We start from the raw sequence: 22,484 nt of genomic DNA, 5'->3' as shown, positions 1-22,484 counted from the left end.
AAATATTCTCGGCGCTTTGCGTTTATATGTTACTCGCATTCATAAGATTTCAAAGCAAGGCGGAGTATAGTTTCCAGAAAGTTCTGCGATTAATTCAGGTAAATGCTTTCTCCAAGAAGAGTTTGCGAGACTTAATTGCACCAACTGACATCCCGATTCAAGAGGGGTATCAGATGGAGCTTCTTAAAACATGAAAATAACTGGGACAGCAGTGGCTCTGACCCCTTTAATTGATTTTAAACAGCGAGTAGAAGCCCAGCTGGGATGCAAAGTGGGACATGCCCGTCGAGGCCGACCGCTTAGCCCCAACAAGTAGTGCGAAAAAGGGCTCTGACCCCTTTAATTTGATGATTTTACCGGTTATCCCCTATCCTATCGGCCAAAAACCCAAACGCTTTTTCACCATCCACAAGGCTCCAAGGTTTTGCACCGACAAGCCCAATGCCGTGGCACTGGCTGCACCCACTGCGCCCCACTGCGCAGTAAAAGCCACCGCCGCGATAATCGCCAAAGGGCCGGCAAATAAAGTAACACGACGAAAATCCCGCTCGTGGCCACTCATCTGCAACAGGTAAGCTACCGATCCAGTGGCCACATTCACAAACTGCCCCGCAGACATAATCATCAGCAATATCGCGCCCTGTTCAAAGCCCTCGCCGAAGATCGACATAATATAGGACGGCAACATCATCATCACCGCAATTACCGGCAACACCAAAACGATCATACATCGCGTCGACCAACGCGCAAGACTTCGCACCTGATCCTGATTGTCTTCGGCCCACAGCCTGGCGTAACGAGGTGCAACCACCACATTCACCACCATCAGCACAAAACTGGTGAGGTTTGAGGTTCGCTGGGCGGCGGACAAATGCGCCAACTCCGCTGTCGGCAAATAAGCACCACCCACCAACACACCAGACCAGATCACGGCCAACGACATACTATTGGCCACCCACAAATTGGAACTGGCAGCCCACAACTTGGGACTTTTAACCGACGTCCGGCAAAACAAGCTCACCTGTGGATTGATCACCCAGAGGGTGACAGCCAATAGCCCCACAGCAACAGCAGCCAACATATACAACTGCGCAGCCAACTGGGCGGACAGTGATTCTGGCCACCAGTAATGGTACGCACCGAGTAACAACAAAAAAACTGTGGCTAGGCCCAGGTTCTGGAACAGCGTGCCCAGTACGACTTGATGCAGCCCAATAAACCCCATAGCCAACAACATAAACATTGACATACACGGTAAAGCCCAAACAGCCCAACGTAACACTGGTGAAAACGCAGGTTTATCAAATAAACTGACCGCCCACCATTCTGCCGACAGCGAGATTCCCAACGCCATCGGAAGCGATACCAACATAATCCAGCACAATCCAGTACGCAACTGCGCCTGAGCTTTATCAGACAACCCCTCCGCACCAACAACTTTCAAAATAACGCCATCCAAACCCAGGCGGAAAAAGACAGACAAGCTGGCAAGCAACGACACCACCAACAAAAACAGACCTGCTTCATCCGCCCCTAGCGTACGAGCCACTACCACGGTCAAGAAAAAAGCAATAATCGCAGAAGCCATCTTGACCGAACCGGAGATGGCAATTTTATAAAGAAGATCTTTCATATACTTCGTACAGCATGCCTACTAATGTATGAATGTCTAAATATCAAAAAGGGGATAGAGCCATTTAGATATTTGATCTTACGAGAATTGTGCATTCGGTTTTGATTTTGTTAACTTTTTGTTGCAACTCTTTGATTCAAGCATGAAACAGCCAAAAAAGCGGAGACTTTAACCGCGGCACTCCTGTTCACATAGCTCAGCGCGGACATTAACTCCAGTCCGTATTTTGTGTTACCACAAAACTATGCCACTTATGCCCATTGGGCAAAGGTATTTAACAGAAATGTCAAGTTGTTATTCTTCCTAATGACTTAATGACCAATCACATGCATTTGATTAGTCACACCCACCACAGAATCTGCAGCCACTCAGTTTTGAAGTAAATCATCAGACTCCATGCCCTCCAGATGAATCACAAATAGGTAAATCGAAACCTATATGGGAAGATCGCTTTAAAGCCGGCCTTGTGCAAGATGAGCACTACTTAGTAACGGTCAGGACCTACATCACCTGCTGCAAAAGCTTACACTGAACAAGCTTAAAGGGCCTGTAATCACACAAATATGAACAAACCCCATAAACACTGGTCAACAGGCATCCCGTCAGCAAACGATTACTTCAACTGCCAAGTAAAACCTCAACTGCAATGTAAAGTGGGGTTAGCCACTCGAGGGCGGCCGACTGGAGCAAGCAAGAAATAATAAAAAGCATTTAAACTAAAAGGACTCAGCCAGCATAATTCACCCCTTTATTTTAATGAAAGTCAATATACGATTACGAGAATCAGCATCCGACAACAAACGCTTCAAATTGAAAAACATGAAAGTGACAGTTGTCTTCAAAAGATACAGGAAATCTTCGAAATTAACTTTTCGACATTGAGGAAAATAGTATCCAAGCTCATTCGGCACTTTTTCTAGAACATGCTGCAAGATTCTAATCTCCAGTTCGGTAAGACTTCTACTCGAGCTGGACTTGTTACTTGAGTTATTTCCAAGACGACCAGCATCTGGAAAGACAACAGCTCCAGAATCAAGCCCAAGCTCATAAAAAACAGATTTAACTGCACAAGGACTCTCGGCCAAATCTTCATACCTCAAGAGATAAAAATTATCTTCGTGTTTTCTTGTTAAATAACTTTTATAAGTTTTCAACCAATATTTTGCATAAATGTAGGGATGATATCGCCTTTTATCATGACCTTTAAAATTTGCATATTTGAAAGAACATACTGTAGATATTGGCTCCCTCAATAAATATAGAAACTTAACCGTATCATCAATCTTTAATAATGTATCTGCGTGCATGAAATTTTGAGGAGTTTTATCGACCAATACCTCAGCGTTTAAAGCAGCCTTAATACACAAATAATAATGGGATACTATCTGATCAAACCTCATTAGAGATGATGGCACATCTGCCGTAAGCTGTGACATAACTCGAGCTATGTCACATTCATCCAGATCTAGCTGTCCCTCAAAAGGATCATTAACAAGAGCTCGCTCCTGAAAAAACCAACTCAGATACTCCAATGCAGCCTTATGAAAGAGCTCTCTATCCTTTCTATAAAGGTTAAAATTCACTGCAAGCCACTGATAGAAATAAAAATCATTAAGTGACGCAACTCCATCCATTAAATTAAGGTAGCGGGAAAGGAGTGTTGACCCACTCCGAGGCATACCTACAACAAAAATAATCATACCCGCTCCCACTTGTAGAAAGCTAATTTAAGAAAGGTTAAGAAACACAATAAATAACGCCTAGTCAATCGATAAGGCTCCTGAGACCATCGATACAACCACTCAAGCTTCATCCTTCTCAGAATTAATGGTGCTCTCTTTTTCACCCCAACAAAAAATTCCAAAGTAGCACCGACACACAAAAATGTTATTTTTGGGTTCTTAGCATGTAAAAGTGAACAAACCACCTCTTGCTTAGGAGCCCCCAAGCTACCGATCACCAAATCCACTTCACAACCTGTGATTTCATCGCTCAGATAACAAGACAATTTTGAGATATTGTCATCGACAATTATCTTTCCAGTAAATGCCCCTACCAATTTCAGCTTTGGAAAATCTTGTTCAAATCTATCTCTAACCAAACCTATTGTTTTATCATTGGCCCCCAGAATAAAGACATTACATACCGCCCCTTCTGGCAACTCACGATTCACACGCTCAAATAACTCAATTGTAAATTCACTTCCAGGTATCACCTCTTTGAGAGGAGCCTTTAACTTTAAAAAACTTAACAGTTTCACAGGAAACCCATCTACAATAGTCAGCGTTGCTTTCTTATAGGCTCCACAGAACAATCTGTCATTTAGTATTTGTGTAAGATGGTCCAAGTTTGGAGTTACAACCAACTCACCCGGTACATCCTTGTCCATTACTGCCCGCCCTAATAGTTCTAGAACCTCTGCACGCCTTAAATCATTGATCTCGATCCCTGCAACTTTAACAATTGGCTTACCCATATTGTTGAACAACCCCTTCACACATTGACTCAACAGAAAAGAACTGCCTTTGGCAAAATAATGCTTGCTCACCAAGAGTTTTTAAAATTTCAGGCTTATCAACCAAGCGTGTAATGGTCGAAGCCAAACCTGAAACATCACCCGCAGTTACTAAACACCCAGAAACATCGTCCTCTAGCGCTTCTGGAATTCCATCAATACCACTAGCTAAAACAGGCCTTCCGACTGACATTGCTTCAAGCAAAACCATTGGTAGTCCCTCTCCATATAAAGAAGGAATGACAAAAAGGTCTACTGATGCAATACATGCTTGAATATCTTTTTTAAACCCATGGAATTGAATTGTTTCTCTCAAGCCTAATCTATCAATGAGAGAGATAATTTCATTCTCATAAGCACAAGATTCAAACTCACCCCATACATTTAGCTCTAGATTATCACGCACCTTCTTATCGCACTTGGCAATCGCTTCAACTAACACATTCAGCCCCTTCCTAGGACGAATTAATCCCGCAAATCCTAACTTAACTCTCTTTTTTAGAAGTAAGGAGTTTTGTTTCTGTACGACGGGTACGCCATTATGAACAACAGAAGATTTAATACGGTGCTTCCCATAGAGGTAGGGTGTTTTTCTTTGAACAGCTTTCGACACACAAATTATTCTATCCGACTTCGACAGAGACAACCTTTCCAACATATACTTCGTTATATTTTTAATAAAACTAGGGGTATCTTTTAAAACAGGGCTATGAACATGGTAGACCCAGCGCCACTTTTTCTGGACTCCAACAGAAGCCAGTTTCGAGCTAAAAAGCCCAACCGGCGTATGGCAGTGGATTATATCTGGCTGAAAACTTACTATAAGATCATGTAAACTAGGTATTCTATCTTTAAACGAGCTCGGCATAGTCAAACACTCGACGACTTTTAGCTCTTTCAAACCGCTACGCTCAAAGAAAACCCCATCTTTTAACGCTACAACAACGACATTATAATTCCGAGCAGCCAGCTCTCTGACCAAATGTTCTTGAACTCGCTCAGCCCCCGCATAATACTCCCCATTGACAACCTGTAAAATTCTCATTGTAAAAGCCTTCGATCAGTAGAAAAGTTCATGACTAGCACCGCAAACAAACTCAAATAGCATGGACCTGTAAAAATCGGATTGGTAAACGCTTCCAACAAGATAAACACCAGTGCGACACAGCTATAATATGAACCACGAGAGAACACAAAAGGGCGTACAAAACAAAACAAACTAACAAGGAAAAACAACAGTCCCAACCATCCTGCTTCAGCTATTAACATAGCCCAATAAGTATCTGTCAAATAATTTTGCTCTTGTTTGTACCACCAAAGATCCGCCACCCCCAAATCTACATACAATCCAGATAAAACTGAATTAGCTGATCCATAAGTAGCCAACCCTGAACCTATCGGGAAGAATGTATCTGCCACATCTTTAGCCCCGGTAAACAGAACAAGCCTAGCAAAATCATTATCTGTCAATACATTCAGCTCAAACATACCCAGTAAAAAATAGCCCAGCACCACTACAGCACTAGAGACAAGAGATACATTTTTAAATATGACACGCCTACACAGCCACACACCCCCACCCAATAGGAAAGAGGCCAAAAGAAAAACAGCTTCACCTCGCTGCCCAGAAAAGTACATTAAGAAAAGACAAAAGATAACAAGAAGATATCTCTCCTTATAAGCAAGTTTTTTATCTCCAACCAGATAAATAAGGCTCAGAGTCGAAACAAAACTCAAGGGTGTAGGATGAAAGAAAATGCCAGTTAGACGTCTCGCCCCCCCTATATATGTTTCCAACATCATCCCAGGAAATATTGAAGATAATATTGAATGATTTATAATTTGCAGAACAACAAACAGCACATTGGCAAATAAAACACCTTTGATAAACTTACCAAATATGCCTTTTAACCATAAACTTTGGCTTAAATACCAACAACTAATAATCAGCAATGGAAACTTAAGATAAACCAAAAGCTGAAGAAACTGACCTTCTGGATTAAATTGAACAGAATTTTGATATGAGCTCACTAAAAGCAAAATAATAAAAATCAAGTACGAACACAAACTTTTCCTTAATACCACAGGAATTCCATACTTATTGATAAACACTCCAGCCAGCATCGTTACTGCTAGCAAATCAATCACCCCAACCCCAAGCCCGGGAATTAAGGATTTCAGCAAGTAGAACACAAAAAGTAGAGCTAGCCCCCCCAAAATCAGTACACGCTCAAATCGCCCGAGAAACATCCTTTCTTCAAGGGAAATAGCTCTTACATTAACTGCAGCCATCAACGAACGAACTCCTACTTTGAAAAGTCAACCCATAAGTCAAACTCAAGGTGGGGCAACAATCGGCGAAGCTGCTCAACATCTTCAGAAAAAATATCAGCTAGCTTAGCTCTCTCTTCACTTGGGAGTACAAACTTTTCATACCCTTTATTGGTCATAGACCCCATGAAAACAGCTTTCCTTATTTTCAACCTTAATGATACTGGTAAAAGTTTATATAGCATCTGTTTTATTGGTGATAGATATTTTGAAAACCTCAAAAAGTGAATAAATGGCCGTGCCTTACCAGACTCATTCACTCTTGGAAGCTCCTTATCACCCCGTAAATGCAGACCTAGAAAACTATATATATCTTTTATTGCATTCTTATCTCTGATTATTTTTTCAAACAAGACAACCTTTACCTCTCCCTCCTCAAAGGCATTTAGATAACGAGCAACCTGATCAAAGAAAAATGCCCTTTCCGTGTACCAATAGCTTGCCGGCCACTGCTCACAACTCCTCTCAAATTCAGCAGAGTGTCTTCTCCTGGCCTCTTCTTCTGAAATAGCACTACAAAAATCCAGTGTTTCACTTCCATTTGCTCTCATATATTCCCAATACGAAACCATAAAATCGATCGGATTTCTTAGTACAATGAGAACTTTTGCCTTCGGATTAAATTCCTTAATTTTTTCAGGACATAACCTATCAAAAAGGTAACCGGTGGACGCATCTATACGCCACAAACCACCCGATCTATACAAAGCTCGATACTCATCTTTGTTCTTTATTCCATAACCCTCAACGAAATAAAAAGGTTCTTTTAAAACCGGCAACTGAACTCCGCGCTCCGTCCCTAACAATTCGGCAAGCGAGGTAGTTCCGCTTTTCGCAGCCCCTACCAAAAACAAGTTTGGTTTCCAATCTTCGCTCTGATACATCACATCAACTTATTTATTTGCATTTCATGTAAGCTTTGCGCATTTTCACCTATCGGTCTAGCAGGTATACCTACAACTGTCTGTCCTTCTGCAACATGCTTAACCACCACAGAATTTGCTCCGGTAATTACATTTTTTCCTACATTTACTGGACCAATTACTTTAGTGCCTGTTCCTAGATAAACATCATCGCCTATAACCGGAGCGCCGTCTTTATCCCCCCCTGCGCCGCCCAAAGTAACGCCCGTGCCAATCACACAATTTCGGCCAATTACAGAATCAGGATGGATAACCACTCCCATGCCACGGTGACTGCAGTATGTTCCTTGACCAATAACACATTTGGCAGGCAGATAACAATTAAAGATCAAGTAAGTAATCGCCTCAAAGAACCTTGCCAATATTTTCATGCGCTTCAAGTAAAAAAATCTAGCCACTCTATAAGTCGACACTGCATTAAAGTACATTTTTGTCATGATCCTATCCGGTTCATACCTCGTCCAGCCCACGCCTTTGCTCTAATTCAGAATAAAGAGAATAAAGGAGCCTGGGTCCCATTTTAAATTTGAACAGTTTTTCAAGCTTAATACTCACTTAGAAAGCACCGTCACTTTTCGTTGACTCATTGTTGAGTTCAAATACTCCCGCAGCCCTTCCCCCACACCACCATGCTCCAGTGCATACTCAATCTGAGCTTTCATATACCCTAATTTATTCCCACAATCATGACTCTTACCCACAATCCGATAAGCCTCTACAGTACTTTGCATTAACAACTCATCTATGGCGTCGGTGAGCTGAATCTCGCCACCGGCGCCCGGTTGCGTTTGGGCCAGTAATTGCCATATAGAAGAAGGCAGCACGTAACGCCCCACCACCGCCATGTTGGATGGCGCGGCATCGACACTGGGTTTTTCGACCATGCCGTCGATGTTAGCGCTGCCGCCCTCGGGCAGCTCGGCCCCCAGGCAATCGACCACACCGTATTGGGTAACGTTTTCCCAGGCGACGGGCTCGACCATGATCTGGCTGGCGCCGGTGGTTTCAAAATTGCGCACCATGGCCGCCAGGTTGGCGGTGGTCAGATCGGAGCAGTATTGATTGACCAGCACATCGGGCAGCAGTACCGCAAACGGGGCATCGCCGACAACAGGTTTTGCACACAGAATCGCGTGGCCCAGGCCTTTGGCCTCGGACTGACGAACAGAGATCACCGTCACACCCGCCGGCACGATGGAACGCACCTCGTCCAGCAGCTGCCGCTTGAGGCGTGTTTCGAGCTGGGCTTCCAGCTCGAAGGAGGTATCAAAGTGGTTTTCGATGGCGTTCTTACTGGCGTGGGTGACCAGTACGATTTCTTTAATGCCGGCCGCGACTGCCTCGTTGACGACATACTGGATCAGGGGCTTGTCGACGATGGGCAGCATCTCTTTGGGGATGGCCTTGGTGGCCGGTAGCATGCGGGTGCCGAGACCGGCGACCGGGATGACGGCTTTGGTGACCTTTCTCGCTTCTTTATTAACAACATCCATGACCTAACACCCTTCGTTTTTTCCGTTTACGTTTGTAATGTCCTGCACCGGAGCTCTGACGTCATCGACTGTCGGTGTTACGGTTGTTTCATTGGAGGCAGCCAGCGGCACAGACCGCACACAGCAATGCAGGCCATCACCGGGACAATGCCCAAGAAAGCGCACAGCAGAAGAGGCCACAGACGGCGCAACTAAAAGAACAGAAAAGTGTATGGTGTTGTTACAGCAGAATACCGATGGCTACGATTGGCTCGCAGCATCATTCCTTAGCGTGCAGGGTCATCACCCCCGTGACTCACCCGCTATCCTTGCACCCCAATTTCACACGTTTTCGGCTCAATTCAGCGCCTTTCCTGCCCCTTTGCCCCCAAATGGCATTGCGTGTCTGATGCACGCTTGCGCTGCTATCGAGCCCGGCCAGCCCATTATTTGGCTGACAAACAGCTCACCCAAAGTTGTGAACTGCCTCACAAATAAATCTGGCGGCTAAATTACCACCAGTCCCCGTTTTCTTCAAGAAATTCGATAAGGATTAGTGGGCTTATAGTTATTTATTCTAATTCAGATCCGAGATGCGAGATAAAGGCAGATACGAGTGGCGAGTGGCGAGAAAACACTAAACAATAATAAATAATAGAAGGTAATTGGGGTGTCAGAGTTGATGGAACCGGGGTGTCGCGCCATTCAACAGGGGTGTATTGGCTCTTTTTACTGCTCATGATAAGAAATACACCACTTATTCTCTTTTCATCTTTAGGAAAATCTCATAGACTTGACGCGTATCACATTTTGTCACTCCTTTAATAGAAGGACCTATACCATGAAATTGTCCCATCTTTTGATTGCCGGCCTGATTGCCATGCCTGCAAGCTATGCAATGGCTCAAGCAGACTCTGCTGCTGACCAAGCCACTCAAACTCTTTCTGCTGAAGAACAAGCCGCGCTGGCAGACCTGAAAGCTGCGATCGAAGCGGCTACCACTCCAGAAGCCAAAGCTGCGGCACTGGCTGCTGCGGTAACCGCTAACCCAAGCCTGGCCTCCGCCTTACAATCCGTTGCAGTGCAAGCGGGCATGAGCGCAAGCGTTGCATCCAGCACTGTCACCAGCGCAGTTGCTGCTGTTGCAGCGGCAAACGGTAACGGCAATGGCCTGGGCAACGGTCAGAGCTCTCAGCAAGCACAGTCTTTCACTCCTCCTGCAACCGGTTCTGCTGGTAGCGCTGGTGGCGGTGGCGGTACTGCTTCTGGTGGTTGATTGTTAGCTTTTAGTTTCTAGTTTCTAGTTTCTAGTTTCTAGTTTCTAGTTTCTAGTAAAAGCATAAAGAGCCCTGCAGAGATGCGGGGCTTTTTTGTTATAAAGCAGACACCCCAGGGTGCATTCTCTGGCTGCGCCATTCACCTTGTGCGAGATAAAACCAGATAACGAGATGCGAGACACCCCAGGGTGCCTTCTCTGGCTGCGCCATTCACCTTGTAGGGGCTAGGTACGAGTTGCTAGTGGATAGTTTCTAGAAGCTAAAAGATTGGAAAGGCAGTGGCCACTCCAGAGCAGATTGCCGCGGCGCTTCGCTTCTCGCAATGACGAATTGAAAGTGGCGAGTAGGCAGGGCAGAGGAAAACACAAACTTCGAGACCAGGCTACTTTTTCACTTGCTTTTCGTCTCTTCCTGTCTACTGTTCCCTATCTTTTCCTGCTTTTCCTAGCCACTAGAAACTAGCCACTGCCTTTTCCTAGATTCTGTCCTTCCCCACCGATTCCCCTCTTCCGATCCCGTAATACGCAAACCCTTTTGCGCGCATGCGTTCAGGATCGAACAGGTTGCGGCCGTCGAAGATGACGGGTTGTTTGAGGGCGGCTTTGATGGCGTCGAAGTCAGGCGCTTTGAAGTTTTGCCACTCGGTGCAGATGACCAGTGCGTCGGCGTTTTGCAAGGCCGCCTCTTTGGTGCCCATCAGACTTAGGGGACTGCCGCCGTCACGCGAGTGGCAATATTCTGCATACAGACGCTGGCACTCTTCCATGGCTTCCGGATCGTAGGCCTGAACCCTGGCGCCTTTGGCCCACAGGGTTTCCATCAGTACGCGGCTGGGGGCTTCGCGCATGTCGTCGGTTTTGGGCTTGAACGACAACCCCCACAGGGCAATGGTTTTGCCGGTTAGGTCGTTATTGAAATGGGTTTCCAGGTAAGTCGCCAGCTTTTGCTTTTGGCGATTGTTGATGGCCTCGACCGCCTGCAGCAATTGGGGCTGGTAGCCGATGACTTCGGCGGTGTGCCCCAACGCCTGCACATCTTTCGGGAAGCAGGAGCCACCGTAACCGCAGCCGGGGTAGATGAAGTGATAGCCAATGCGCTCATCGGAGCCGATGCCGTGCCGCACGTGCTCGATGTCGGCGCCCACTTTTTCGGCGATGTTGGCCATCTCGTTCATAAAGCTCACCTTGGTCGCCAGCATGCAGTTGGCGGCGTACTTGGTGAGCTCGGCACTGCGAGCGTCCATAAAGATGATGCGGTCGCGGTTGCGGTTGAAGGGCGCGTACAATTCCCGAAAGCGGTCTTCGATGGCGTCGGCATCGTCGCCGGGGCGCACCCCCACCACAATGCGATCCGGTCGCATACAGTCGCTGACGGCGGCGCCTTCTTTCAGGAACTCGGGGTTGGAGACCACATTAAACGTCAGTGACGAGTCACGAGTGGCCAGGTGCGAGGCGATGACCTCGGCGACCTTATCGGCGGTGCCCACCGGCACGGTAGACTTATCCACAATAATCTTGGGCGACTGCATGTGCTCGGCAATCGTATGGGCGACGGTCAGTACATATTTAAGGTCGGCAGAACCGTCTTCATCGGGCGGTGTGCCCACGGCGATAAACTGAAAGTCACCAAAATTAACCCCCTCTTCGGCCGAGGTGGTAAACGTAATGCGCCCCGCCTCGAAGTTGGACCGCACCAAGGGCGCCAACCCCGGCTCATAAATGGGGATATTGCCCTGCTTCAGGGATTCAATCCGGTCGGCATCCACATCGACACAGCAGACATCATGACCCACCTCAGACAGAACAGCGGCCTGCACCAGGCCCACATACCCAATTCCAAATACAGTAACCTTCATTCATATCCCCAAGTCGATTTAAAGGAGTACAGGATAACCATCATATTAGTGCATTTTTGTGAATGGGGAAGAGATGAGATGCGAGTGGCTAGTTTCTAGTGGCTAGGAAAAGATTGGACAGGCCGGGGATAGAGACTAGTGGCTAGAAGCGAGTTACGAGTGGCTAGTTACGAGTTACTAGGAAAAGATTGGGTAGGCGGGCCTCCCCTGGATACTCTCTGGCTGCGCAATTCACTTTGTAGTGGCCAGGAGCCTAGCTACTAGACTCGTATCTCCGCATTCTATTCATATTTTCTAATTAAAGAGGCCAACATTTTGGCCAGTTCGTCACATTCTGCCATCCAGAGAGTTCCGATATTCCAAGGGATGTATTCGATTTCAATACCGATGTCAGCCTGAGTTTTAAACTCACCCAGAGAGCCTTTTGCAAAGCTCAAAAATCTGCACCGCTCTTTGATTGATTCCCGCTCAAACCCTTCCGCTATATTACTGGGCACCGATAACGCCGACCGCGTAATCTGGTCCTTGAAACCAAAATCCCTGCAACCAGAAAAATGACGATAAACCTGAATGGTTAACGCCCGACTCCGCTGCCAAACAGCAAGATTTTCATAAAGCATCCATGCTCTCCAAATTCCTATGTATTCCTAGGAGCTAGTGGCTAGTTACGAGTTACTAGCAACTGTCTTTTCCTGTCTTTTCCTGTCTTTTCCTAGCTTCTAGCCACTAGTTACTAGTTACTAGCCTCTAGCCACTAGCCACTAGCCACTAGTTACTAGTTGTAGATAATGCTAATCATCGTCAACGAAATCGCGCTATACGCCAGCAGTATCGGCAATCCGAGTTTGAAATAATCGGCCATGCGGTAGTTACCGGCAGTGTAGACCATGAGGTTGGTCTGGTAGCCGTAGGGGGAGATGAAGCTGGCGCTGGCGCCGAAGGCAACGGCCATGACGAACGGCATGTAGTTATCGCCCCACTGCCCCGAGATGGCCAGCGCCAGCGGGAACATGATGGCGGCGGCGGCGTTGTTGGTGATCAGCTCGGTCAGCAGCCAGGTCATGATGAAGACGCCGATCAGGGCGCCGAGCGGGCTTAAGCCGCCCAGCACGGGGCCAGCCCAGCTGCCAAAATCAGCCGCCAGGCCGGTTTGAAACATGGCCTGGGACAGTGCCAGGGCGCCACCGATGACGATCAGCAGCGAAAACGGGAAGCGGGATTTGATGTCTTCGATGGACATGATGCGGGTCACAACCAGCACCGCCAACAGGATCATCAGGCCTTTGATCAGCGGCATGAAGCCGGTGGCCCCCAGCGCGACAATCACACCAAAACCGGCAAACACGGCCAGCTCGCGGGAGCCGCTGAGGGTTTTATTGGTTTCGATGCCCCCCACCACAATAAAGTCGGCGGCTACGTCGCTGTGGCGGTTAAAGTCATCCCCCACCGCCAGCACCAGCGCATCACCGGCTTGCAAAGACAACTTGCCCAGGCCACCGCGCAAGCGCTGATTCCCCCGGCGCACGGCCACCACCGCGGCATCAAAACGGGAGCGGAAGTCCACCTCTTTGATGGTGCGATCGACCAGGCTGGCCGACGGCGAGACAATCACTTCGACCAGGTTTTCGCGCACCGCCAGATCAAATTCTTCCAGCGGCAGCAGCCCCTCGAAGCGATCCAGCAACTCGATGGAGGAGAGGTCACCGGTGAACACCAGCACATCGCCCTCCGACAACACTTCCTGCGGGCTCACTGGCGCCATCACATGATGATCACGAATCACCTCCACCAGGAAGATGGATTCCAACTGCCGCAATTCGTTTTCCTGCACCGAGCGCCCAATCAGCGGCGAGCCGGCACTGACTCTGCGTTCGAGAAAATAGTCCTGGGTGATGGTGTCGGCTTCCAGCTCCTGCTCCGGCAGCACCCGCGGCGCCAGTACCACCATCAACAACACACAGCCCACAAACACCGGCAGGCCGATGAAGGTAAAATCGAAAAAGCCCAGTGTCTCGTAGCCGGCTTGCTGCACAAAGCCGTTGACGATCAAATTGGTCGAGGTACCGATTAGCGTTAACGTGCCCCCCAGAATGGACGCGTAGGACAAGGGCAACAGCAACTTGGAGGCCGACTGAGTGGACTGTCGCTTGATCGGCCCGAGCATGGCCGAGACCACGGCGGTATTGTTGATAAACGCCGAGAAAAAACCACTGAACACCGACAACCGCAACACCGAACTGCGCGTCGAGCTGCGCAACACCGCACTGGTCATACGGCGCATCAGGGTCGTGCGCTCCAGCGGCACCGACACCAGAAACAGCAGCATCAACACCAGCAGCGAGGGGTTGGTGTAACCGCTCAGCAATCCTTCCAGCGACAGGATATCGGTCAGGTACAGCATCACACTGGAGCACAAAAAGATGACCCAGGGCCTTAATTGGGTAAACACCAACAACGCCACAATCACCAGCAGGTCCATTGCCACCAACAATCCGGCGTATTCGTTAATCAAAGCTAACATTCAATTTCCATTTATATTAGTCACTAGTGGCCACCCCAGGGTGCCTTCTCTGGCTGCGCCATTCACCTTGTAGTGGCTAGTGGCTAGTGGCTAGTGGCTAGACAATCATAAGGACTGGAATGCTATACGTTGTAAGAAGGATTTTACAGAAACTCTTTCTTTTAGTTTGCCCTGCCCTTCTCATTCCCTCTATTGGACCCTATTCCTTCACCACTGCTGTTCATCTTTTCCTAGCTACTAGCCACTAGTTACTAGTTACTAGTTACTAGTTACTAGCCCCTATCTCTTACAAATCTCAATCCAACTCTGCGCCGCCCGGCTCACCGATGCCTGTCTGTGAGTGACAAAATAAAAGCGACGGTGCATGGGACGCCCTTTCACGGTTAACGGCACCAGCACGCCTTGCTGGATTTCATCGGCGATGGCGATTTCGGACAGGCAACCGACGCCGAGCCCGGCTTTGACCGCGTTTTTGATGGCTTCGTTGTGGGTGAGCTCCAACACAATGTTCAGCTCCGGCAACAACCCCTGCATGGAGCGGTCGAAGGTTTGGCGGTGACCGGAGTCGGATTCGCGCAGAATCCAGTCGGCGGCCAGCAGGTCTTTGTTGGTAAGCGAAGGCTTTGCCGCCAGGGGGTGATCCGCGCGGCAGAAGACCACCATTTTATCCTCCCGCCAGGGCTGCAACAGCAGGTCGTCGTGGTGCAGCTCGGCCTCAATCAGGCCAATATCCAGATGGAAGTTAAGCACCTTGGCCACCACTTCGGGGGTGCTGCCCACCTCCATCTCGACCTTGGCGCCCGGATGCTCCTGAAGGTAGGTGGCCAGATGCTTAACCGCCAGGTAGTTGCCAATGGTCAAACTGGCGCCCACGCGCAAATGCCCCAGCTCCTCCTGCCCCTGCAGCTCATCCTCGAACTCCCGCAGGTGCGCCATCACCGCCTCGGCCTTGATGCGGATCGACTCGCCAAAGCTGTTCAACCGCAAGCGCTTGCCGGCCCGGTCAAACAACTGAATGTCGTAGCGGCTCTCAAACTCCTGCAACGCCGCACTGGCGGCCGACTGCGACATCGACAACTCCGTCGCGGCACGGCTGATGCTCTGCTCTTTGGCAACGGCGAGGAAAACCTGAAGATGGCGGATGGTGTATTTCATGACTGCAGTGACGAGTGGCGAGTGGCGAGTAACGAGGAAAAGACAAAAGATAGGGGCGAAAGGGGCAGTAGCGAGCGGACAGGTGCGAGTAGACAGGAAGAGACAGAGACAAAAGCAGGGGCCAAGAGAAAAGCTTGGTGTGCGCTCTGCCTAGCAAACGGATCATTACCGAATTTATAGAGATTTATCATTCTTATCCTACCCTAATGTCTTTTACTGGTTTATCTTTCCTAATTTCTTTGTTTTCCTATCTTTTCCTAGCCACTAGCAACTGCTTTCCAGTCCTTTCCTAGCTTCTAGCCACTAGTTACTAGTAACTACCTCTTTCCTATTTTTTCGATATTTAAATTCATAATATCCTGATTTTATGAATACGCCTACCCCTGTACAATCGCCATCATTGTTTCAATTACCTACACTCAGTAAGACGTTTACGCTGACAGGGCAATAATAAATGGATACGACAAGTGCACACGGCGGCAAGTTGATTAACCTCTACGTAGAGGGTGAGGCGCTGCTGCAGGAAAAAGAGAAGGCCAAGTCCAACCGTTCGTGGGATCTGACGACATGTCAGATGTTTGATATCGAGCTGTTGCTCAATGGGGCGTTTTCACCCCTGACCGGTTATTTGAACCAGGCCGATTACCAGTCTGTGGTTGAAGGGATGCGCCTGGCGGATGGCACCTTGTGGCCAATGCCCATCAACCTCGACATTAGCCAGGCGTTTGCCGACGAGACCACCATTGGCGAAGAGATCACGCTGCGCGACCCCGAAGGTGTGGTGATTGCCAATTTGGTGGTGACGGACCTGTGGACACCCGATAAGACCCTGGAAGCGGAAAAGGTGTTTGGCACCACGGACACGGCTCACCCCGGCGTTCGCCGTCTGCTCAACGAGGGCAACCCGGTGTATGTGGGCGGTACCCTGACCGGCGTGACGCCACCGCTGCATTACGATTTTAACCAGTACCGCAACACCCCGGCGGAAATGCGCCAGCACTTCGCCGAGTTGGGCTGGAGCAATGTGATTGCCTTTCAGACCCGCAACCCGATTCACAAAGCGCATGTGATTATGATGAAGCGCCTGATGGCCAAAAATCAGGCCAATCTGGTGATTCACACGGCGGTGGGTCGCACCAAGCCCGGCGATATCGATCATTTCTGTCGGGTGCGCTGTTACGAAAAAGTACTGCCGCATTTTCCGGCGGGCACGGCGGAAATTCGTCTGCTGCCCTTGGCCATGCGCATGGGCGGACCGCGTGAAGCCCTGTGGCATGCGATCATTCGCCAGAATTACGGTTTCACTCACTTTATTGTGGGACGCGATCACGCCGGCCCCGGCCGCAACAATCTGGGCGGCCTGTTCTATGGCGCCACCGAAGCCCAGGAACTGGTGTCCTCCTTGCAGGACGAACTGAACATCCAGATTCTGAAAGCACCGTTCCTGCGTTACGTGGAAGGTCGCGGCGAATTCTGTGAAGAGCACGAGCTGCTGTCTGGCGAGGCGGGGCTGTACATTTCCGGCGCCGAACTGAAAGACAAGCTGTGCCACGGCGAAGACATTCCCGAGTGGTTTGCCTTTCCGGAAGTGATTGAAGAGCTGAACCGCACCCTGCCACCGCGCTCCAAACAAGGCATAACCTTATTCTTTACTGGTCTGTCAGGCTCGGGGAAATCCACCCTGGCCAACGGCGTTATGGTAAAATTGCGCGAACTGGGCGGTCGCCATGTGTCCTTACTGGACGGCGACGTCGTGCGTAAAAACCTTTCCAGCGAACTCAGCTTTTCGAAAGAACATCGCGATTTAAACATTCTGCGCATCGGCTATGTGGCCAGCGAAATCAGCAAAAATGGCGGCATCGCCATCTGCGCGCCTATCGCGCCCTACGCCACCACGCGTCGCAGCGTACGCAGCATGATTGAAGAAGTGGGAGTGTTCGTTGAAATCCACGTCGCCACCCCGATTGAAGTGTGCGAAGGACGCGACCGCAAAGGCCTGTATGCCATGGCCCGCGCCGGAAAAATCAAAGGCTTTACCGGCATCGACGATCCGTACGATGTGCCTGAAAACCCGGAGATGCGCATCGATACCTCGCAATACACGATGACCGATGCGGTGGAGCAGGTGATTGAACGATTGCGTGAGATGAAATTGATTGCTTGAGTGGCGAGTTGCTAGAAGCTAGTGGCTAGTGGCTAGTGGCTAGTTACTAGTTACTAGGAAAAGATGAAAAACCAGTTGCGAGTGACTAGTAGCGAGGTTACAGGAAAGGATAGAAAAGACAGCTGCCAGTTACGAATGGTGAGCAGGCTGGAAAAGATTGGAAGGACTTAAGTGCAGGGGTGAGTGACTAGCAAACAGGAAGAAATTAAAAGCGGTTTGAGCCAGTCTTTCGCTTTGTGTTTTCCTAGTTACTAGCTACTCGCCACTAGAAACTTTTATTTAAAATTAGGTATTGTTATGACTCCTGAAAAATTGACCCATTTAAAATTGCTGGAAGCCGAGAGCATCCAGATCTTCCGCGAAGTGGCTGCGGAGTTTGATAACCCGGTAATGCTTTACTCTGTGGGTAAAGATTCTTCTGTGTTGCTGCACCTGGCCCGCAAGGCGTTCCACCCGGGTAAAATTCCTTTCCCGCTGTTGCACGTCGACACCACGTGGAAGTTTCACGAGATGATCGAGTTCCGCGATCGCATGGCGAAAGAGTACGGCTTTGATCTGCTGGTGCACATCAACCCCGACGGCGTTGCCATGGGCGTCGGCCCGTTTACTCACGGCAGCGCCAAGCACACCGACATCATGAAGACCGAAGGTCTGAAGCAGGCGCTCAACCACTACAAGTTCGACGCCGCCTTTGGTGGTGCCCGTCGCGACGAGGAAAAATCCCGCGCGAAAGAGCGTGTGTACTCTTTCCGTGACAAGAATCACCGTTGGGATCCGAAGAACCAGCGTCCGGAGCTGTGGAACATTTACAACAGCAACGTCGACCAGGGTGAAAGCATCCGCGTATTCCCGCTGTCCAACTGGACCGAGCTGGACATCTGGCAGTACATCTACAAAGAAAACATTCAAATCCCTGATCTGTATTTCTCCAAAAAGCGCCCAGTGGTTGAGCGCGACGGCACCTTGATCATGGTGGACGACGAGCGTATGCCGCTGGAAGAAGGCGAAGTGCCTGAAATGAAGAGCGTGCGTTTCCGTACCCTGGGTTGCTACCCACTGACGGGTGCTGTCGAGTCTGACGCAGCCACCCTGCCGGAAATCATTCAGGAAATGTTGTTGACCAAAACCTCCGAGCGTCAGGGCCGTGTGATCGACAGTGACTCTGCCGGTTCCATGGAGAAGAAGAAAATGGAAGGGTATTTCTAAGTTTCTAGTTTCTAGTTTCTAGTTTCTAGTTTCTAGTTTCTAGTTTCTAGAAAAGCTTAAAAATACAACAGACCTGACAACACCGACTTAATGAATTTTGTTGTGCGGTAATTTCCGCACAACCCAAGACAGTAAAGAGAACATTATGAATGAGCCTACCTCTCTTCTAGAACAAGACATCCTGGGCTACCTGGATCAGCACGAGAACAAAGAACTGCTACGCTTTTTGACCTGCGGCAGCGTGGATGACGGTAAAAGTACGCTGATCGGTCGTCTGCTGCACGATTCCAAAATGATTTTTGAAGATCATTTGTCGGCCATCAAAAACGACTCCAAGCGTTTCAACACCACCGACGGCGAGTTCGATCTGGCCTTGCTGGTCGACGGCCTGCAGAGCGAGCGTGAGCAGGGCATCACCATTGATGTGGCTTACCGCTACTTCTCGACCGACAAGCGCAAGTTCATCATTGCCGACACCCCGGGGCACGAGCAGTACACCCGCAACATGGCCACCGGCGCATCCAACTGCGACCTGGCGATTGTGATGGTGGATGCCCGTCACGGCATCATGACGCAAACCCGTCGTCACAGTTTCATCGTGTCACTGCTGGGCATTAAGCACGTCGTCGTTGCCATCAACAAGATGGACCTGGTGGACTACAGCGAAGAGCGTTACAACGAAATCGTTGAAGAGTACAAAGTGTTTGCCAAGCAGCTGAACATTCCGGACATTCAGTTCGCTCCGATTTCTGCCTTGCGCGGTGACAACGTGGTGAACGCCTCCGAGCACATGCCCTGGTTCACCGGCGCGCCGTTGATGAATGTTCTGGAGAACATCGAAATCTCCCAGGACCGCAATCTGAAAAACTTCCGTTTGCCGGTGCAATACGTGATTCGCCCCAACCTGGATTTCCGCGGTTTTGCCGGCACCATCGCGTCTGGCACCATCCGCCCGGGCGACGAAGTGGTTTCTCTGCCTTCCGGCAAGAAGAGCAAAGTCAAAACCATCTCCACGTTCGACGGGGATATTGCAGAAGCGTCTGCCGCTGAAGCCATTACCCTGACACTGGAAGATGAGATCGATGTGAGCCGTGGCGACATGCTGGTGAAAGCCGATGATCTGCCGCACGTCAGCAAAGGCGTTAAAGCCCACGTCATCTGGATGGCCGAAGAGTCCCTGCGTTTGCACAAGCAATACGCGGTGAAGTTCGTCAGCAAGAAAGCCCTTGGCAACGTGGTCGCCATCGAGCACAAGATCGATGTCAACACCATGGAGAAAAGTGCAGCTGACAGCCTGGACCTGAACGAGATCGCCCTGTGCGACATCAGCTTCGACATGCCAGTGATCTTTGACAAGTATCAGGACAACCGCATTACCGGTGCCTTCATCATCATCGATCGCATCACCAACGGCACCGTCGGCGCCGGCATGATCGTCAACGATCTGGACCTGGCAGGCTTTGACACCAACGTGTCCAACGCTGACCTGAAAGAGCAGATCAAAAACAAACTGCAAGCTGTTGAAGCGAAGCTGGATACGCTGAACGATGCGCAGTTGATTGCGATTTTGAAGTCGTTGCAGGATGTTTAGTTGCTAGTTACTAGTTTCTAGTTTCTAGGAAAAGAAAAAGCGGGTAGAGAGACGATCTCTACCCGCTTTTTTATTGGCTTATCTTTCCTCGGATCTCGAAGCTCGCATCTCGATACTGCTGTTTATCCCCTCCCGTAAGTATCCTCAAAGCGCACAATATCATCTTCGCCCAAATACGAACCGGACTGCACTTCGATCATTTCCAGCGGAATCGCGCCGGGGTTGAATAAGCGGTGGGTGACGCCCAGTGGGATGTAGGTGGATTCGTTTTCGGAGACCAGGAAGACTTCTTCGCCTTTGGTGACTTCTGCGGTGCCGCTGACGACGATCCAGTGTTCGGCGCGGTGGTGATGCATCTGCAGGCTCAGTTTGCCGCCAGGCTTAACGACGATGCGTTTGACCTGAAAGCGATCGCCATTGTCGATGGAGTCGTAAAAGCCCCAGGGACGATACACCTTGCGGTGCAGTTGCGCTTCGCTGCGTTCGGCCTGCTTGAGTTGCTCGACGATTTTCTTCACATCCTGTACGCGATCTTTGGACGCGATCATAATGGCGTCGTCACTTTCCACCACAATGACATTGTCCAGACCGATGGTCGCCACCAGTTTGGAATCACTGCGAATGTAGCTGTTGCGGGTATCGTGTGTGAGCACATCGCCGTGCAACGCATTGCCGTTGTCGTCTTTAGTCGACACATCCCACAGGGCTGACCAGGAACCCACATCACTCCAACCGCAATCCAGTGGCACCACGACGGCGTGGCCGCTTGCCGCGTCACTGCACAGGGGCTCCATGACGGCATAATCGATGGAGTCATCCGGGCACGCCAGAAACGCCTCTTTGTCGGGGCGGACAAAGTCCACATCTTCCGTCGCATTGGACATCGATTGCTCACACGCCGCCAGCATGTCAGGGCGGTGCTTTTTCAGCTCTTCGAGGTAGCGGCTGGCTTTGAACATGAACATGCCGCTGTTCCAGACGTAATTGCCGCTGGAGAGGTACTTTTCGGCCGTGTCCTGATCGGGCTTTTCCACAAACTCAGCAATTTGGTAGGCATCACCTTCGACATCGCCCTGGCGAATGTAACCGTAACCGGTTTCGGGGCCAGTGGGGACGATACCAAAGGTCACCAGCTTGCCGGTTTCGGCGTGAGCGGCTGCCTTTTTCACCGCCACCTGAAACGCGTCAACATTGGTGATCGCATGGTCTGCCGCCAAAATCAGCAGCAATGGGTCTGAGTCATTGTCGCGGGTTGCTTGCAGTGCCGCCAACGCCACCGCCGGTGCGGTATTGCGACCTGCGGGCTCCAGCACAATCTTGCCATTAGAACCTGCATTCAATGTGCGCAACTGTTCCGCCACGGTAAAGCGATGGTCTTCACCGCAAATCACCATCGGTGCATTGGTCTCGAGACCCGCCAAACGACCACAGGTGTCCTGCAACATCGTCGCGTCATTTAATAAGGACAAAAACTGTTTCGGGTAAAGAGAACGAGACATGGGCCAAAGGCGGGTTCCAGACCCTCCAGCCATTACAACGGGGATAATCATATATGCTTTCCTGGCACGATTTTCTTCGAATTTAGTGTGGTAATTCTAGCAGGGAAAGAAGGGAGGGACGAGTGGGCAGTGGCGAGTAGCTAGAAGCTAGTTACTAGTAGCTAGTGGCTAGAATCTAGGAAAACCAGGGGCAGTCAACGGGGACGTGTGGCTACCCTCGCGGAGAATGTCCCACTAACTGTGTAAACCCCGTGATTCATATTACCCTAGAGGAGTTAATGAATCATGGTATCGACAATGAAAAACAAAGAACTACAGGACATGGCCGACAAGGTGGCTGGC

17 protein-coding genes and 1 pseudogene are annotated in these 22,484 nt (G+C 49.6%); 5 read left to right on the top strand and 13 right to left on the bottom strand.

All coding sequences use genetic code 11. The annotated features are described in order from the left end of the window. A pseudogene (locus tag G8770_RS23985) lies at positions 1-194 on the top strand (hypothetical protein); the annotation flags it as partial. Between the two features lie 173 nt (positions 195-367). On the opposite strand, the gene G8770_RS23280 reads toward G8770_RS23985, so the two are convergent. The 8 genes from G8770_RS23280 to galU form a co-directional block, all read right to left on the bottom strand. After that, positions 368-1,633: an oligosaccharide flippase family protein gene (locus tag G8770_RS23280; RefSeq protein ID WP_167192450.1), complete on the bottom strand. Its 1,266-nt coding sequence runs from the start codon at positions 1,631-1,633 to the stop codon at positions 368-370. A gap of 740 nt (positions 1,634-2,373) precedes the next feature. Next, positions 2,374-3,333, bottom strand: coding sequence for a sulfotransferase family protein (locus G8770_RS23275; protein ID WP_167192449.1), 960 nt, complete (start codon positions 3,331-3,333; stop codon positions 2,374-2,376). Continuing rightward, positions 3,330-4,109, bottom strand: coding sequence for a WecB/TagA/CpsF family glycosyltransferase (locus G8770_RS23270; RefSeq protein ID WP_167192448.1), 780 nt, complete (start codon positions 4,107-4,109; stop codon positions 3,330-3,332). Before G8770_RS23270 ends, G8770_RS23275 begins: the two co-directional genes overlap by 4 nt. After that, positions 4,102-5,193: a glycosyltransferase gene (locus tag G8770_RS23265; protein ID WP_167192447.1), complete on the bottom strand. Its 1,092-nt coding sequence runs from the start codon at positions 5,191-5,193 to the stop codon at positions 4,102-4,104. Before G8770_RS23265 ends, G8770_RS23270 begins: the two co-directional genes overlap by 8 nt. Beyond that, a complete protein-coding gene (locus G8770_RS23260; protein ID WP_167192446.1) occupies positions 5,190-6,440 on the bottom strand; it encodes a hypothetical protein in 1,251 nt (416 codons plus the stop codon). Before G8770_RS23260 ends, G8770_RS23265 begins: the two co-directional genes overlap by 4 nt. Before the next feature lie 14 nt (positions 6,441-6,454). Further along, a complete protein-coding gene (locus tag G8770_RS23255) occupies positions 6,455-7,363 on the bottom strand; it encodes a sulfotransferase domain-containing protein (RefSeq protein ID WP_167192445.1) in 909 nt (302 codons plus the stop codon). Then, positions 7,363-7,839, bottom strand: a complete 477-nt coding sequence (locus G8770_RS23250; RefSeq protein WP_167192444.1) for a serine O-acetyltransferase — start codon at positions 7,837-7,839, stop codon at positions 7,363-7,365. Before G8770_RS23250 ends, G8770_RS23255 begins: the two co-directional genes overlap by 1 nt. A gap of 114 nt (positions 7,840-7,953) precedes the next feature. Beyond that, positions 7,954-8,895 carry a UTP--glucose-1-phosphate uridylyltransferase GalU gene (gene galU, locus G8770_RS23245; RefSeq protein ID WP_167192443.1) on the bottom strand — a complete coding sequence of 314 codons (942 nt, stop codon included), beginning with the start codon at positions 8,893-8,895 and terminating at the stop codon, positions 7,954-7,956. 820 nt (positions 8,896-9,715) lie between these two features. Here galU and G8770_RS23240 point away from each other — a divergent pair. Then, positions 9,716-10,150 (top strand): hypothetical protein, encoded by a 435-nt coding sequence (locus G8770_RS23240; protein WP_167192442.1) that lies wholly within the window; start codon positions 9,716-9,718, stop codon positions 10,148-10,150. A 476-nt stretch (positions 10,151-10,626) separates the two neighbouring features. Here G8770_RS23240 and G8770_RS23235 read toward each other — a convergent pair whose 3' ends face one another. From G8770_RS23235 to G8770_RS23220, 4 genes are all read right to left on the bottom strand, one after another. Further along, a complete protein-coding gene (locus tag G8770_RS23235; RefSeq protein ID WP_167192441.1) occupies positions 10,627-12,006 on the bottom strand; it encodes a UDP-glucose dehydrogenase family protein in 1,380 nt (459 codons plus the stop codon). Positions 12,007-12,287: 281 nt separating this feature from the next. Then, complete coding sequence (locus G8770_RS23230; protein WP_167192440.1) at positions 12,288-12,626, bottom strand: four helix bundle protein; 339 nt, start codon at positions 12,624-12,626, stop codon at positions 12,288-12,290. A 155-nt stretch (positions 12,627-12,781) separates the two neighbouring features. Beyond that, positions 12,782-14,527 (bottom strand): SLC13 family permease, encoded by a 1,746-nt coding sequence (locus G8770_RS23225; protein ID WP_167192439.1) that lies wholly within the window; start codon positions 14,525-14,527, stop codon positions 12,782-12,784. 279 nt (positions 14,528-14,806) lie between these two features. Next, positions 14,807-15,682: a LysR substrate-binding domain-containing protein gene (locus tag G8770_RS23220; RefSeq protein WP_167192438.1), complete on the bottom strand. Its 876-nt coding sequence runs from the start codon at positions 15,680-15,682 to the stop codon at positions 14,807-14,809. Between the two features lie 454 nt (positions 15,683-16,136). Here G8770_RS23220 and G8770_RS23215 point away from each other — a divergent pair, with 454 nt between their 5' ends. From G8770_RS23215 to cysN, 3 genes are all read left to right on the top strand, one after another. Further along, entirely contained in the window at positions 16,137-17,846 is a 1,710-nt protein-coding gene (locus G8770_RS23215) for a bifunctional sulfate adenylyltransferase/adenylylsulfate kinase (RefSeq protein ID WP_167192437.1), read from the top strand. A 297-nt stretch (positions 17,847-18,143) separates the two neighbouring features. Beyond that, a complete protein-coding gene (gene cysD / locus G8770_RS23210) occupies positions 18,144-19,052 on the top strand; it encodes a sulfate adenylyltransferase subunit CysD (RefSeq protein WP_167192436.1) in 909 nt (302 codons plus the stop codon). 145 nt (positions 19,053-19,197) lie between these two features. Then, positions 19,198-20,643: a sulfate adenylyltransferase subunit CysN gene (cysN, locus tag G8770_RS23205; RefSeq protein ID WP_167192435.1), complete on the top strand. Its 1,446-nt coding sequence runs from the start codon at positions 19,198-19,200 to the stop codon at positions 20,641-20,643. A 122-nt stretch (positions 20,644-20,765) separates the two neighbouring features. Here the strand turns inward: cysN and G8770_RS23200 are convergent, their stop codons facing one another. Next, positions 20,766-22,193 carry a mannose-1-phosphate guanylyltransferase/mannose-6-phosphate isomerase gene (locus G8770_RS23200; RefSeq protein WP_167192434.1) on the bottom strand — a complete coding sequence of 476 codons (1,428 nt, stop codon included), beginning with the start codon at positions 22,191-22,193 and terminating at the stop codon, positions 20,766-20,768. Between the last annotated feature and the right edge of the window lie 291 nt (positions 22,194-22,484).

Source organism: Pseudomaricurvus hydrocarbonicus (genome assembly GCF_011602365.1).
In the GTDB taxonomy this organism is placed as follows: Bacteria; Pseudomonadota; Gammaproteobacteria; order Pseudomonadales; family Cellvibrionaceae; genus Pseudomaricurvus; species Pseudomaricurvus hydrocarbonicus.
Note: the sequence above shows the minus strand (reverse complement) of the source record. Positions and strands in the feature narration are given on the sequence as shown.